General features: G+C 44.2%; 14 protein-coding genes. 3 read left to right on the forward strand and 11 right to left on the reverse strand.

What is annotated here, in order from left to right; translation table 11 throughout:
- Positions 1–280: 280 nt before the first annotated feature.
- Positions 281–1,300, reverse strand: a complete 1,020-nt coding sequence (locus tag Q0486_RS12640) for a PD-(D/E)XK nuclease family transposase (protein ID WP_299233912.1) — start codon at positions 1,298–1,300, stop codon at positions 281–283.
- A gap of 421 nt (positions 1,301–1,721) precedes the next feature.
- Positions 1,722–2,606 (reverse strand): TraB/GumN family protein, encoded by an 885-nt coding sequence (locus Q0486_RS12645; RefSeq protein WP_299233915.1) that lies wholly within the window; start codon positions 2,604–2,606, stop codon positions 1,722–1,724.
- Between the two features lie 167 nt (positions 2,607–2,773).
- Between Q0486_RS12645 and Q0486_RS12650 the strand changes: the two genes are divergently transcribed.
- A complete protein-coding gene (locus Q0486_RS12650) occupies positions 2,774–4,084 on the forward strand; it encodes a HAMP domain-containing sensor histidine kinase (RefSeq protein ID WP_299233918.1) in 1,311 nt (436 codons plus the stop codon).
- Positions 4,085–4,229: 145 nt separating this feature from the next.
- Here the strand turns inward: Q0486_RS12650 and Q0486_RS12655 are convergent, their stop codons facing one another.
- Positions 4,230–4,490: a DUF3836 domain-containing protein gene (locus Q0486_RS12655; RefSeq protein ID WP_258322053.1), complete on the reverse strand. Its 261-nt coding sequence runs from the start codon at positions 4,488–4,490 to the stop codon at positions 4,230–4,232.
- A 676-nt stretch (positions 4,491–5,166) separates the two neighbouring features.
- On the opposite strand from Q0486_RS12655, the gene Q0486_RS12660 reads away from it, so the two are divergent.
- On the forward strand, positions 5,167–5,973 hold the full coding sequence (locus tag Q0486_RS12660) for a HAMP domain-containing sensor histidine kinase (protein ID WP_299233924.1): 807 nt from the start codon (positions 5,167–5,169) through the stop codon (positions 5,971–5,973).
- Here the strand turns inward: Q0486_RS12660 and Q0486_RS12665 are convergent.
- Positions 5,950–6,123: a hypothetical protein gene (locus tag Q0486_RS12665; RefSeq protein ID WP_299233927.1), complete on the reverse strand. Its 174-nt coding sequence runs from the start codon at positions 6,121–6,123 to the stop codon at positions 5,950–5,952. The two genes, Q0486_RS12660 and Q0486_RS12665, sit on opposite strands and share 24 nt — an antisense overlap.
- A gap of 313 nt (positions 6,124–6,436) precedes the next feature.
- Between Q0486_RS12665 and Q0486_RS12670 the strand changes: the two genes are divergently transcribed.
- Positions 6,437–7,336: an Abi family protein gene (locus tag Q0486_RS12670; RefSeq protein ID WP_299233930.1), complete on the forward strand. Its 900-nt coding sequence runs from the start codon at positions 6,437–6,439 to the stop codon at positions 7,334–7,336.
- A gap of 64 nt (positions 7,337–7,400) precedes the next feature.
- Here Q0486_RS12670 and tatC read toward each other — a convergent pair whose 3' ends face one another.
- From tatC to Q0486_RS12705, 7 genes are read right to left on the reverse strand one after another with little or no spacing between them, the layout of a single operon-like run.
- The gene (gene tatC / locus Q0486_RS12675) at positions 7,401–8,180 is read right to left on the reverse strand and encodes a twin-arginine translocase subunit TatC (protein WP_299234176.1); all 780 of its coding nucleotides are present in this window, start codon (positions 8,178–8,180) and stop codon (positions 7,401–7,403) included.
- A 40-nt stretch (positions 8,181–8,220) separates the two neighbouring features.
- A complete protein-coding gene (locus Q0486_RS12680; protein ID WP_299233933.1) occupies positions 8,221–8,400 on the reverse strand; it encodes a twin-arginine translocase TatA/TatE family subunit in 180 nt (59 codons plus the stop codon).
- A 2-nt stretch (positions 8,401–8,402) separates the two neighbouring features.
- Positions 8,403–8,912, reverse strand: coding sequence for an ECF transporter S component (locus tag Q0486_RS12685; protein ID WP_299233936.1), 510 nt, complete (start codon positions 8,910–8,912; stop codon positions 8,403–8,405).
- A gap of 15 nt (positions 8,913–8,927) precedes the next feature.
- Entirely contained in the window at positions 8,928–10,835 is a 1,908-nt protein-coding gene (locus Q0486_RS12690) for a TonB-dependent receptor (RefSeq protein WP_299233939.1), read from the reverse strand.
- Positions 10,836–10,849: 14 nt separating this feature from the next.
- Positions 10,850–11,260: a DUF1893 domain-containing protein gene (locus tag Q0486_RS12695; protein WP_299233942.1), complete on the reverse strand. Its 411-nt coding sequence runs from the start codon at positions 11,258–11,260 to the stop codon at positions 10,850–10,852.
- A gap of 12 nt (positions 11,261–11,272) precedes the next feature.
- A complete protein-coding gene (locus Q0486_RS12700) occupies positions 11,273–12,796 on the reverse strand; it encodes a 4Fe-4S binding protein (RefSeq protein ID WP_299233945.1) in 1,524 nt (507 codons plus the stop codon).
- A complete protein-coding gene (locus Q0486_RS12705) occupies positions 12,793–14,211 on the reverse strand; it encodes an aldo/keto reductase (RefSeq protein ID WP_299233948.1) in 1,419 nt (472 codons plus the stop codon). The genes Q0486_RS12700 and Q0486_RS12705 overlap by 4 nt, the downstream gene beginning before the upstream one ends.
- Positions 14,212–14,342: the final 131 nt, after the last annotated feature.

Below are 14,342 nucleotides of genomic sequence, written 5' to 3' on the forward strand. Positions count from 1 at the left end.
TTCGTTGTTATTATTTTAATCGTCTCTTACTTGTTTTCAATAAATATTTATCGTTTTTCGATATGCAAATGTATATACTATTTTTTAAGTACAAAAGAAAAACAAGAAAAAATTTATCGAAAAACGATATATTTTTAATCTAATGCGATAAAAACGAATTAATTCAATTATATAAACAGACGTAATAGAAAAAAGTCCTTTGAAGATACCCGCCGGTAATCAACAAAGGACTTAAATATTAATATTTTTTATTATCAGAAATCTGAACAGAAAAGCCACATTATACCAACAAGTCTCTTATATCCTTTTCGGTCAATCCGGTAGCCTCCTGAATTTGCTCAATAGACAGTCCGAAAGCATTCAATTTAGCAACGACAGATTTTTTACCTTCCAGAAGTCCTTCTGCATGACCTTCTGCAAGACCTTCCGCACGACCCTCTGCGCGCCCCTCTTCAAGCCCTTTCTTCCATCCTGCCTCACGGGCATCTTCCTCCACTATCCTGCTTACTCTATAACGGTCTAAAGCTTTATCATAAGCAATACGGTCTTCCAAAGAGAGATTAGCCACAGAAGCTAGTTCTTCCAGGCGATTAAAGACCTGCTCTTTAAGAGCATCCGGCATTCTGTTCCAATGTTGCATATTTTTGAGTGTATAAATCAATTTATCATAAAGAGTTTCACAATCTCGAAGTTCTTTCTTGAAATATGGAAATTGCAAAAAAATCTGACGGAACCTGCCGTTTATCACTTTTCCATTTTCCATATCAGCTATAACCGCGTCAGTTCGGAATTTTTCCTCCAAATCAGGTTCACAGAAATTCATCAGGAATATACCATAAACTTTAGAGAGTTTATATCTGGCTCCATATTTGTCCGGTTTTGGTTCACTTAAAACAAAGCTATCCTCACAATTGGAAACAGAGTTCTCCGAACGAAGTTCCTGTTCCTTTTTCCTTTTCTCACGTATATTCTCAACTTGTCTACCAATGGCACGACACATATAGAATAGCGTACGGTCAAGGAAATTACTGTGCAGGCGGTTTTGCATTTCAACAATAATATACTCACCAGTAGTAGTAAGACAATAAAGATCGTATATGATTCCTGCATCGTCCATATTGTCTGAATGATTTTCCTTATCAAGGAAAGTAAGGTTCTCTATGCAGTGTTCGCCTTTCAGAAGTTCATTAAGCAGCGTGATTAGCAATTCCTTACTGGCAGGCTGTCCGAAAATAATTTTAAAGCCAATATCCGTAAACGGATTGACAAAATGGCCACAAGTAAAATCACTGTTGTTCATATTAACTCCTTTATTACTGATTGATGCAAATATACGAATTAATACGTTGATATTTATATTTTTATATTCTAAACTTTAAATTAAATGACCGTTGCTTGCTCAATACGTCCGATACAAAAATCCCTGACATTCTGCAAACAGCCGTACAGAATATCAGGGATTACATCGTTAAACTTTTAAGAGAGAAAATCTGAAGGATTCTATTTGGTAAACTTCACTGGCCGTTTTTGTACGGATTTTTCCTTCCTCGTGTTCCGAAAAAAACGTGCGCACATTTCAGGTAAAACGTGCGTACATTTAAGATCGAATGTGCGCACATTTAAACTCGAACGTGCGCACGCCTAAACAGCACTATAAATTCCAACAGAAATACAGTCATAATAATATATGATCAGATTCCTTATATTTATATATTCATGGTCTATTTCATAGCCTCTACCCTATATCCCTGTTCCTGAATCAACTTCAGCAAACCTTTTGGACCAGGCAAATGTCCGGCACCAACTACGAACAAGGTTGGGGACTGCCTCATAATGTCAGGTAACTGACGGGCCCAGTTTGCGTTACGTCCGTATATCAGTGTTTCCTGCTCTTCTGGAGTACTGTCGCAGGAATTGTTGATTTTTTCTTCAATAATGGAAAGAAGTCCGTCCAAATCCTGTTTCATGTAAGCATTCGTCATACGTAATGTCTGGTCAATACCCTGCTCAATATGAGTAGCGGCGCAGTGCAATAAGAGTGCCTGACGTGCCAGAGTTTGCGAATTGTAAAGAACATTTACTTGCATATCAACGGTTTCCAGACTTCCTACCTTCTTTCCTGCCTGTCGTGCCTGTGTCTGGAACCAAGTGTCAAGTTGTTCCTGCGGATTAAATCCTTTCAGCGACTTCATAGCCAAAGCCAATGCCAGTTGGGTAGTTACAGCCGCAGGTTTCAGCTTATCGAACAAGGAAAGATCTACTCCTATATAGGTCTTTACCACAGATGCTATGGTATCATATTGTGCCTGTGTGTAAAGGCTTTTCAGTGTAGTGTCGGCCGGCAGTACCATAGCCTGCTGCATCTTCATAACAGATTCAGGATTTGTAGCATCCTCCATCACGAGTTCACCATACACCTGTTCGGTCTGGTCAATAACCTGTTGCAGATTGGCTATACTGTCCTTGATACTGAGCGGTGCAAGGTGATGCGTTCCTATAACGTATGATGGTCTGTCAAGTCCGTTACCTGATATTTTCCATAACAGTTGCGCCTTAGCACCAAGCGTGATGCAGAACAGCAACGCGAATAATAGTGTCTTTTTCATTGTGTTCATTTTTTTAAGTTATACTTCATTTGTTATTTCTTATGTTGCAAAGGTATGCGTAAAGAACAAGAGTTTATGTTATCAATACGTTATCTTTAGGTTAAGATGTTTTCTGCAAAAGCTTAGTTATATATCTGCATAATGTTATTAACTTTGCAAATAAAAAAATGTCTAAACAGAAATACATTCATATAATAACAATTTTAGGGTTAATCTCCATCTTCTCACTGCAAAGCTTATGGCTTTGCAATACATATCTTTTTGTAAAAGAAGAAATTAAAAAAGAATGTACAGATTTATTTGACCAGGCATTATATAAAGAAGCTAATATAATATCCAAGAGTGTTCCTGAAGGAACTGTCATAGGTGGAGGAGCGCCAAATGATTCTATTTCAATAATCACTTATATATATGACGGAATAAGCAAATTAGGCTATAAATATTCTTTATCAGAAATAGATTCACTTACTGATTTACAACTAAGTAAAAAAAATATCAACTCTGAATTCATAGTCTGCGTCATTGATTCCTGCAAAACTATACAAACCAGTAAAAAGATAACAATTCCCAAGCTAGGAATCATCAAAACTGAGGTTATTCCCATAAAATTAGATAAATCCATTGGCATGCAGCTAGTTCTGATAAATCCATATTGGAATATATTTAATAAGATGTGGATTATATTCATAACAACAATCATAATGACTATTCTAACAATTGTCTGCACTGTCTATCAGATTAAATATATCTTCAAACTAAACAAAATCTCCCAAATCCGTGAGGACTTCTCATACGCCATGGTACATGACATGAAAACACCTCTAAGTACTATTATGATGGTGCAGGATATGCTGAAAAGCGGAAGACTGGAAGGCAAACCCGAGATAAAGAACAAATACATGAACATAGCGGAAAGCGAAACAGACCACTTGTTTGCTCTCACAAACAAGATACTTACCATCTCCAAACTGGAAAACCATAAACTGGAGATGAACAAAACAGAAGTTAAGCTTACACCGATAATAGAGAAACTGACTGAGAAATTCAAGGCAAAAGCACAGAAACCTGTAAACTTTATCATCAGCTTGCAGGCCAAAACAGCTTATGCCGACAACGATTATCTGGGTGAAGTATTAAGCAATCTGATTGATAATGCCATCAAGTACTCAAAGGAAAGCGTAGAAATTAATATCACGGCTGAAGAGAGCGAACGCTACACCATACTGAAAGTACGTGACAATGGTCTGGGTATATCCGAAGCCGACCAGAAAATCATATTCCAGAAATATGAACGCGCAGCGGCGGCAAAGCACAGCCGCAGAAACAGAACTTCAGGCTTCGGCCTGGGCCTGAACTTTGTTGATCAGGTAATAAAAGCCCATGAGGGAAGAATATTTGTAAACAGCACAGAAGGAGAATTTACGGAATTTACTATCTATCTACCGTTTGAGACTCCAAACGACAAGCATAATCTGTAAAGCACAATGCTGTTTTATCACAGCGACGATATCATATACGTATAATACACCATGTATATCCATAAAAATCTCTGATATCCGGTATAAAACATACAGAATATCAGAGATTATCGAGTTAAACTTTTAAGAGAGAAATTGAGGAATTTTATTTGGTAAACTTCTCAGTCTCCTTCAATATATAACCGGAATTTCTTTCATCCCACTGATAAGTATTCTTATCGGTGACTTCCCCATCTGCGTTATAGATAAAGTTTATCTTATACATACGTTTAAGATATTTACCTTCACTTACAGAATAAGCCTCAATATTTGTAACTTTCTTATCTTCTGAAGCTACATTATAAACAACTTTTGGTGTTGACAAAGACACTGACGCTACTGCTGAAATGATTAATTCTGCTATCATAATAATTTAATTTTTAAGTTAGACTTCTTTTGTTATTTCTTATACTGCAAAGGTATGCGCAAAGAACAGGAGTTTATGTTATCAATACGTTATCTTTAGGTTAAGAAGTTTTCTGCGAGAACTTTAGTTATATATCTGCATAATGTTATTAACTTTGCAATAAAACTGCTAAATGAGAAAATATATAAAAATAATAACGATATCTGGTCTTTTTATATTAGTCCTAATACAAATTATATGGTTATACAGTTCGTACCAATTTAACAAAAATGAAATAGTATTTAAAACAAGTCATCTGTTAGAGAATGCTATTAATGCTGAAACATTTTCCAGATTGGGTTCTTTACCACAAGGAACAATGGTTAAAAGTAGGCCCCAAAGTGATAGTGGAAAAGATATACCGGAATTTGCTTATATGCAAGAATCATTAGATGAACTTGGAAAACCTATTTCTTTGGATACAATAGCAAAATATTATAAACAGATTCTAGAAGAAGAAAATATTAATAATCGCTTTTGTCTATATCTATTAAAAGGGGATAGTATTATACAAAATAAAGGGAACGCACATTATTCATTTTTTTATATCGAAACACAGAAAATCCCTATTAGGAGTGACTTCTCATATGTTATTAAAGCCCAAATTATTAATCCAAATAAATTCTTTTTTCAAAAAATGGGGATACTCTTAGTTTCCACAACTATACTTCTCATTTTTGTTGTATTCTGCATAATCTATCAAGTAAGAATAATATCAAAAATCAATAAGATCTCCCAAATCCGTGAAGACTTCTCATACGCCATGGTACATGACATGAAAACACCACTAAGCACTATTATGATGGTACAGGATATGCTGAAAAGCGGAAGACTGGAAGGCAAACCCGAAATAAAAAACAAATACATGAACATAGCGGAAAGCGAAACAGACCATCTGTTTGCTCTCACCAACAAGATACTTACAATTTCCAAACTGGAGAACCATAAACTGGAGATGAACAGAACGGAAGTTGAGCTTACACCGATAATAGAGAAACTGACTGAGAAATTCAAGGCCAAAGCACAGAAACCTGTAAACTTTATAATCAGCTTGCAGGCCAAAACAGCTTATGCAGACAACGATTATCTGGGTGAAGTAATAAGTAATCTGATTGACAATGCCATCAAATACTCAAAGGAGAGTGTGGAAATAAACATCACGGCTGAAGAAAGCGAACGCTACACCATCCTGAAAGTACGCGACAATGGTCTGGGTATATCAGAAGCCGACCAGAAAGTCATTTTCCAGAAGTATGAACGCGCAGCGGCGGCAAAACGGAGCCGCAGAAACGGAGCTTCAGGATTCGGACTGGGCCTGAACTTTGTTGACCAGGTGATTAAGGCGCATGAGGGACGAATATTCGTCAACAGCACAGAAGGAGAATTTACGGAATTTACTATCTATCTGCCGCTTGAAACCCTAAACAATAGGCATAATCGGTAATGCAGCAGGTACGCAAACTACACTGCCTATCACATCTGCCTGATGAAAATCATTAATATGGTTCTCATAAACATACGGGCGATACGTGTGCGATAGTACAAGCCCGATAGTGGCAATCAGAATGCCTGAAATTATAAACTTCATTCTCATAAACATCGTGAATCATTATAGTGGTGGGCAACAATCTAAATTATTTTATAACTATTTGATATCATACAATTTATGTGATATACAAAATGGAATATGTAAAAAATAGTACCATTTTGGCATCATTAGTTATGTTTCAAAAAGAGGACGGTTGAACGGCTATCAATGCTTTTACAAACTATCCATAATGCAGTTTTGAGAACAAAGTTATCAAATATTTTGGTACTTAAAAAAGATTTGTTACCTTTGCAGCATTAGAACCTGCCAAGCCTCTCAACGATGCTCAAATCGGCGGGTCGTTTTTTTATTAACCTATATGAAATCAAATTTCACCAAACCGTATTCCTCACCGAAACAGATTGTTCAGATATTAAAGACACGTGGTATGCTCATGGAAGATGAGCAGAAAGTTGAGAATTACCTGATGAACATCGGCTATCATCGGTTATCTGCCTATATTTATCCTTTTTATAAAAGTCCCAAGGATGATTTGGTATTAAAAGATGGAACGACTTTCAAACAAGCACTGACGCTTTACCGCTTTGACAAGAAACTGCGCATACTCCTTTTCAACGAAATTGAAAAAATAGAGGTTGCCATACGAAGTATACTGGCTAATATAGGATGTCAAGAGCTTGGCGATAAGTATTGGATAACAAAGCCGGAATATTTTGCCAATGCGGATAAATTCAACCAGACATTGGCTATCATAGAAAAGGAATTGACATCGAGTAAAGAAGGTTACATCGAGGATTTCAGTCGTAATTATGTTGAAAGCTATCCTCCGGCATGGATGATAATGGAAGTGCTGTCTTTCGGGAATCTGAATTACATCTATTCTAACATCGCCAGCAATAAGTTGATGAAACGCATAGCCGGTTATTTCGGACTGAAACCGCAGGTGTTTACCTCGTGGCTGACAGTGCTTGCCAATCTTCGCAACATGTGTTGCCACCATGCGAGGGTATGGAACAGGGATTTTATGCTGACCCCGGCAGAACCACGCAAAATGTCAAGCATATGGATTGACACATCGAAAATAGACAAGAAAAGGATTTTTTACCGGTTATGTATAATCAGATATTTCCTTGCATCCGTTTCTCCAAATAACAACTTCAATGAAAAGATTGCCAATCTATTGGCTTGTTTCCCTTCAGTAGACATTACAGCTATGGGATTTTACAAAAACTGGAAAGATGAATATTTATGGATATGAATCCGTCCGTTATGCTGATAGCTGTGAGTTATAAATTTTACATCTTTTCATACTGAAACATTTTTTAATTGATATAAATTTTATACTTTCCTGATTTACAGACAATCAAGATGCTAATCTCATACAACAACCAGATGGGCAATGCCACCAAAGACAAGGTGAATACGTCCGATGTGGGGGTAATGATAGCGAAGATTATTAGAATCACAATAATTGAATGTTTGCGGAAACGCCTCATGAATCCGGCGGATAATATGCCAAGTTTGCCCAACAGCCAGCATAATACAGGCAATTCAAACACAATGCCCATCAATACACTCATCATCATCAGTGTTCCCATATAGGATTGGAGCGTTATCATGTTGGCGACATCATTGCAAACCTGATAGGTCCCCAAGAAGCGAAATGTCAGTGGAAATATCAGAAAGTAGCTGAGCAGTACTCCAAGAATGAACATTACGTATCCGCTACCAACCACACGCAAGGAGTATTTTTTTTCGTTTTCATATAAAGCAGGGGAAATGAAATGGAACAAGAGGTATAATGTATATGGGGATGAAAGCAGGAATCCGATATATACAGATGTTTTCATGTGGATGACAAATTGTTCCGCCAACCCGGTATTGATAAGTTGGACGGAAAAGGAGGGACTATGTGCCCCAGTCGTCCACTCCGCAATATGACTGAACAGGCGGTAGGTGATGAACGTGTCACTTTTAGGCGCAAGGATAACAGAAAAAACTTCTTCCTTGAACAGAAAGGCCACAATACCGCACAGTACGGTCGTAACGGCAATTTTTATAAGGGAAGCCCTTAATACATCCAAATGCTCCCAAAATGACATCTCTCCAGTCTGAGCATTATCTACCGTCTGTTCCATATTGTCATTTGACCGAATTTCCATCTCTTATGTCAAGGTCGTTTTCCACGCCTTTCACGCCTTCCTTAAAACTGCGTACCCCTTTGCCCAAACCTTTCATCAGCTCGGGTATCTTTTTGCCCCCGAAAAACAGCAGGACTATCAGTACGATGAAGATTATCTCTTGTGTTCCTATTCCAAACATGGCTATTTTCGTATGAAGCGGTTAATAAACAAATATCCTCCAAACATCTGTAACAACATACCCGGTATGCCGATACGGAAATCCTGCATGGCAAGATAAAAATCTCCTTTCATCATCCATTCGCCCAATGTTCCTACGAACTGGTAAGCCAATACTACTCCGACGAGGAGAACGAGTGAAGCCCGTTTGAAGCGGAAAGCCGTATAACCGGCGGTTACTGCCAGCAGCAGCGATTTCAGCAGGATAGCCGGAAGCGCTGCAAGATGAGGCATCCCGAACAGCGCGGAATTGATTAGAGGTGAAAGCAAGGCAGTGAGCAATCCCACTCTCCAACCGTATTTGTAGGCTCCTACCAGCGTGAAGAAATAGATGGGAAGCCAAGTCACCCCGCCCTGCGGGAAGAGATGGAAGAACTGGGGCAAAGCAATATTGCCCAAAACGAACAAGGAGGCTGCAAAGTAAGTCCTGACTTCCCTGTAGCCGTAAGCGTAAAGTTTTACTGTGGTCTGCATAATTTATTTGTTTAATCAGAAGTTAATGTTTATACCGCCCATAACCGTAGCTTGCGGCATGGGATAACCCGCCATAATTTCATAGCGTTGCGCCAACAGGTTCTCTCCACGCGCCCAAATGTCGAGCCATTTTGATGCACGGAAGAAAGCGCGTAGGTTCCAGAGGACAAAGTTTTCCTTCGTTTCCTTTTTGCCGACCGATGTGTAAAGTCCTTCAACGTACTGCAATCCGGTAGAAACCGTCCAGCGTCCTTCCGAGAAGTTCACCCCGGTATAGAGTTTGTGTTCAGGTGCGGCAATGACAGGATTCTCCATGTGCAGGAAACTGTAGTTGGCATCCACCGACCAAACCGGACTGATACGGTATGCTGCTTGTAGTTCCACGCCCGTATTGTCGATTTTCCCCGAATTTTGGTTCAGCATTCCGCTCCCATTTGGATTAGGCAAGGTCTGAATCAGGTTTTTGCCATCGATATAGAAAAGGTTGATTCCGTATTGCAGTCGGCCGTCGAGCAACCGTTGCGAGAAAGCCAGCTCATAGTTCCACATCGACTCGGGCTGCAGGTCGGGATTCTGTGGCGGGAACATGTACATCTCACGGAGAATCGGGTAACGGAAACCTTTCGAAGCCGATGCCTTCAGTTCGATGGAACGGGGCAGATGAAACGCCAGCCCCATCTGCGGCACCCATTCTGTACCCACACGGGAGTGATGGTCCACGCGCAAACCGGCATTGAGCGTCAGCCATCGTCCGAAGTCCTGACGTATGTCCATGTAACCCGCCACCTCGTTTTCATGCCTGTCCACGATGTCGCTGCATGTTCCTGCCTTCTCGCCGCTTACATATTCGCTCCATGCGTGTCCCCCGTAACGAAACCAGTCGAACCCGAAGGTGATGCGGTTGCCCTTGAAGAAGCGTGTACTCTGGTACAGGGAAAGTCCCATCATATCGTCGGATGAATTGAAACGGTCATCCTGCGGAGTTTCACCGGCAGAGGGCGTATATCCGTCGTTTATCCAATGGTCTCCCCAGTTGTAGAAGAAACTCAATGCGCCGGAAGTCTGGTCGTAGTTATTCTCCACGGCCAGCGAGGTCATACCGCGTGTGATGCGCTGGTCACCGTCCAACAGCAGAGCAGATACGGGACCGGGATAGGAGGCGTTGAAATGGGTCACATTCACGTCGCCCCTCAAATTCCAGTTGTCGGTCAGTTCGTATCCTAACTTGGCGTAGCCGCCGTACTGCTCGAAGTCCATATCAGCACGATGTCCGTCTGTGCGGTTGTACGAACCGCTGACGACGGACGAGAAACGGCCCTTGCAGATGCGGTTGGTCAGTTCCGTTTCCAGCGTGTTGTAAGAGCCGTAGCCCAAATGCAAGTTCGTCCGCACACCGTCTTCCCGCATTTTCCGAGTGACGATGTTGATGACACCGCCCATCGCGTTAGAACCGTAGAGCACGGAAGCCGGACCGCGCAGTACCTCCACCCGGTCGGCAAGCAGTGTCTGGTAAGCGTCGGCTATCGGGTGGCCGAAGATGCCGGCATACTGCGGATGCCCGTCTATCAGCACCATCAGCCGGGCGTTGCCTCCGCTCAGCCCACGCAACGAGATACCGCCCGCCGCACCGTTCGACACGCCGTAGCCCATCACGCCACGTGAGGTGACAAACAGTCCCGGCACTTGTTCCGTCAGCACAGGCAGCAGGGAGGACTGCATCGTCTGTTCGAACTTGCTCCGGTTTACCACCGAAACGGTCTGTGAGAGATGTCGCACATCGGTTTCACTGCGTGTTCCCGTCACGACTACCTCGCCGATGGAGTAAGTCCTGTCTATGGAAGCCGTGTCGGCTACCTGTGCCTGTACCTGAAATGCAAGCGGTAAAACGGCACCTGTCAGCAAATATTCTTTGAGGCTTTTCATTCCTGTTGTTTCTTCTATTGTCTGGTTGAGTTCATAAATTCTTCTATCAAGGGCAGGCATTCTCCTGCCGTTGCCGCATTGCGGCAGAGTGCTTCCACCGAGCAGATGCCGGTTTTCGTGCGGTTCTGGATTTGTGGGACTTTTTTATCATAGGAAACCAGTATCTGGCTTGTCCGCAGCAGGGGAATGGCCGGTTCACTGATCAGGCCGGCATGGAGCCGGCTCACGCCGCCGAGAACCATCAAAGCCGCTGCCCCTTTGCCCACAACCTTGTCGGCTACGAAGGCTCCTTGCAGAAATCCGGCATCGTCACGGAGCAGGTGGTAAAGGTCGGATATGCCACGACCTTGAAAAGCGCAGACCTCACCGTTCGCCACAACCAGCGTATTGCCGTCCCTATGCAACAATTCGATTAAATCTTTCATTGTTCCCGTGGTTTACAAGATTCTGTGATTTTCGTGTCCTTCCACATATATGGCACTGAACGGACGTGCCGGACACACGTATTCGCACGCGCCGCAACCGATGCACCGCTCGGCATCCACAACCGGGATTTTCAGCGAATCGGAGTTATCCTTGTCCTTCGCCACCATCATGATGGCCCCGTTGGGACAGTGACGTTCGCAGTTGCCGCAACTCACCCCGTCGGTATTCACCACGCAGTTGGCTGCAATCCACACGGCGTGTCCCACTTGGACGGACACCTTTTTCTCCAGCGATATGGGACGTATCGCCCCTGCCGGGCAAACCTGTGAGCATGTGTTGCAGTTGCTGCGGCAGAACCCGTGCTCGTAGGACATGACGGGCTGCATGAATGTTTCCAGTTTGTCGGAAGGTTGGAGCACCTGATTGGGGCAAGAGTTCACGCAAAGCTGGCAGGCGGTGCAATGGTCCGCCATGTTGCGGGCACTCAACGCCCCCGGCGGTACAATCTGCTGTTTGCGTCTGGTCATGGTCTTACGTTCCGTAGCCGCCACAAATTCTCCGGCGGCTTGCTTGGCCTGTGCCAACATGGACGTGCCTGCCAGCGTTGCCGTAAGCATCAGCATCTTGCGGCGGCTTTCGTCCACCCGGCTTTCGGTCTCTTTCTTGGATTCCGATATATCTGCTGCACTATTTTTCCTGAACGGAAAGTGCAGCGTGTAAGACAACGCCCCCTTCTTGCAGGTTTCGATGCAGGTGAAACAGGTGACGCAACGGCTGCCGTCGATACGGTGCTGCTTGGCATCGATACAGGCAGCCTTGCACTTGCGGGAGCATAGGCCACAACTATTACATTTGGCCGTGTCCAACGTTATGCGCAGCAACGAATGGCGGCTGATAAAGCCCAACAGCGTCCCCACCGGACAAATCGTGTTACAATAGGTGCGCCCGTGCTTCCATGCAAGGAAACTGATTCCGACGAAGATAAGGCCGGAAACGACAAAGGTGGTTATCCCTTTTATCCAAATATCCACATGATAGAAAGCATAACTGTCCGCCTGCTCCGACAGGTAAGCCAGCACGTTGTTCACTCCCCGCCAGATCGGAGCGAACCAGTTGGTGGCAATCCTTCCATATGAGGAATATGGGGCGAGCGTGGTATATATGACAGTCAGTCCTGCAAAGACAGCGACGGTGAAGACTGCGAGAACACCGTATCTCAGCAGTTTCTTTTCAGGCGAATAGGAAAAACGGTACTTGAACTTTTTCCGTTTGCCGGAGAAATAGGAAACGATGTCCTGCATCACGCCCAGCGGGCAGATGACCGAGCAGTAGATGCGCCCGAACACGAAAGTCACCGCCACCCAGAGCAGGATGACCAGTACGTTGGCTGCCAGCAATGCCGGGAGGAATTGCAGTTTGGCAAGGAAACCGAAATAGGGATGCAGCGTCCCCGTGAAGTCGAGGAACAGCCCCGTGATGAGCGACCAGCACACAACCGCCGCCCAGACTCTTAACGCTTTATACCTGTTTTTCATTTTTCTAGTTTTAAGCGTTCCACAAAACGGTCTATCTTCTCCAGTTCCTTCGGGATATTGATCCACTGCGGACACTTGGACACGCACTGCCCACACTGGATGCAGCGGTTGGCCTGTTGCAGTTCCGGTACGCTGCGGTCGTAGCCTATCAGGAACCGCCTGCGCTCGCGGCGGTAATCCTTGTCCATCCGGTCTTTCGGCATCCGTTCTTCGTTCACGCACTTGTTATAATGGGCGAAGATGGCGGGGATGTCCACCCCGTAGGGACAGGGTGTGCAATACTGGCAGCCAGTGCAGGGCACGGTACGGTTGCAGAGGAAGACATCAAGGGCTTCGTCCAGCACCTTGTGTTCCTCCTCCGACAGCGGTTGCAGGGGCGAGAACGTGCAGATGTTCTCCTGCAGGTTCTCCATATAGGTCATGCCGCTCAGCACACAGAGAATGTTAGGCAATGAGCCGACAAAGCGGAATGCCCACGAAGCGACACTCCGCTCTGGCGCAGCCTGTTTCAGTATGGCGATAGCACTGTGATTCAATCGTGTCAGCCGGCCGCCGAGTAGCGGCTCCATCACGGTGATGGGAATCTGTTTCTCCGTCAGTTTCTCATACATCCACCGTGCGGGAACCCGTTCGCTCTGCTGCATCCATGCCGGAAGCTCGGCTCCCCGGTCCCAGTCGTGGTAGTTGCACTGTATCTGCACGAAATCCCATTGCAGGTTGAGATTCAGCAGGTACTCCATCAGAGAACGGGTGCCGTGGAACGAGAAGCCTAAGTTATGGATTCGTCCCTTAAACTTCTGTTCCAGCAGATAGTCAAGGATTCCCCGCCGCTCGTAGATTTCCTGATACACCTCTATGGTCTGGAGGTTGTGCAACAGGTAGTAATCGAAATACTCCACCTGACAATCTTTCAACTGCTTCTCGAATATCTCCTTCGCCTGCTCCAAGGTGGGCATGTGGGGCGTGGGCATCTTGGTAGCGAGAAAGAAGCTGTCGCGCGGGTACTTTTTCAACGCTTTGCCGATGGCTATCTGCGACATACCCTTGTGGTATGGATGCGCCGTGTCGAAATAGTTGATGCCGTGCGCCATGGCATAATCCACCAGTTTGTTCACCATGTCCTGATCCACCTCGTCCGAGTTCGGGTTCGCCCCTTCCTTCACCGGCAGGCGCATCAGCCCGTAACCCAGCAGGGAAACTTTCTTTCCCGTATGCGGGTCGGTACGATAAGTCATCCGGTCAGAAGGAATCATCTCCGGCATGACGCCTGCCGTGGAATATCCGTCCTTTCCGCCCAACACCGTCTGCCGCCATCCGTAGGCTCCGGCTGCCGCTGCGATGGTTCCCGCCCCTAGCCATTTCAGCATCTCGCGGCGGGAGATTCCATTGTCGTTTTTCTGCTTTTTATCTTCCATCTTCTCGTTCTTTAATTTTTCTGATGCAAAATTAGCGGGAAAAGAAAACGGCAAGGTTATCCCATAAGCCCCAACTACTTACCTGAAAAGTCCGACAGTCGTAAAAAATCAAAAATCGGTTGTATGATATG

The organism is uncultured Bacteroides sp., assembly GCF_937912035.1.
In the GTDB taxonomy this organism is placed as follows: Bacteria; Bacteroidota; Bacteroidia; order Bacteroidales; family Bacteroidaceae; genus Phocaeicola.

Bases quoted from the DNA above. Each gene is read 5' to 3' on its own strand.
- Q0486_RS12695 (WP_299233942.1), bottom strand. From the start codon at position 11,260: ATGAAAGATTTAATCGAATTGTTGCATAGGGACGGCAATACGCTGGTT.
- Q0486_RS12690 (WP_299233939.1), bottom strand. From the start codon at position 10,835: ATGAAAAGCCTCAAAGAATATTTGCTGACAGGTGCCGTTTTACCGCTT.
- Q0486_RS12670 (WP_299233930.1), top strand. From the start codon at position 6,437: ATGAAATCAAATTTCACCAAACCGTATTCCTCACCGAAACAGATTGTT.
- Q0486_RS12705 (WP_299233948.1), bottom strand. From the start codon at position 14,211: ATGGAAGATAAAAAGCAGAAAAACGACAATGGAATCTCCCGCCGCGAG.
- Q0486_RS12685 (WP_299233936.1), bottom strand. From the start codon at position 8,912: ATGCAGACCACAGTAAAACTTTACGCTTACGGCTACAGGGAAGTCAGG.
- Q0486_RS12645 (WP_299233915.1), bottom strand. From the start codon at position 2,606: ATGAAAAAGACACTATTATTCGCGTTGCTGTTCTGCATCACGCTTGGT.
- Q0486_RS12655 (WP_258322053.1), bottom strand. From the start codon at position 4,490: ATGATAGCAGAATTAATCATTTCAGCAGTAGCGTCAGTGTCTTTGTCA.
- Q0486_RS12650 (WP_299233918.1), top strand. From the start codon at position 2,774: ATGTCTAAACAGAAATACATTCATATAATAACAATTTTAGGGTTAATC.
- tatC (WP_299234176.1), bottom strand. From the start codon at position 8,180: ATGTCATTTTGGGAGCATTTGGATGTATTAAGGGCTTCCCTTATAAAA.
- Q0486_RS12680 (WP_299233933.1), bottom strand. From the start codon at position 8,400: ATGTTTGGAATAGGAACACAAGAGATAATCTTCATCGTACTGATAGTC.
- Q0486_RS12640 (WP_299233912.1), bottom strand. From the start codon at position 1,300: ATGAACAACAGTGATTTTACTTGTGGCCATTTTGTCAATCCGTTTACG.
- Q0486_RS12660 (WP_299233924.1), top strand. From the start codon at position 5,167: ATGGGGATACTCTTAGTTTCCACAACTATACTTCTCATTTTTGTTGTA.
- Q0486_RS12700 (WP_299233945.1), bottom strand. From the start codon at position 12,796: ATGAAAAACAGGTATAAAGCGTTAAGAGTCTGGGCGGCGGTTGTGTGC.
- Q0486_RS12665 (WP_299233927.1), bottom strand. From the start codon at position 6,123: ATGAGAATGAAGTTTATAATTTCAGGCATTCTGATTGCCACTATCGGG.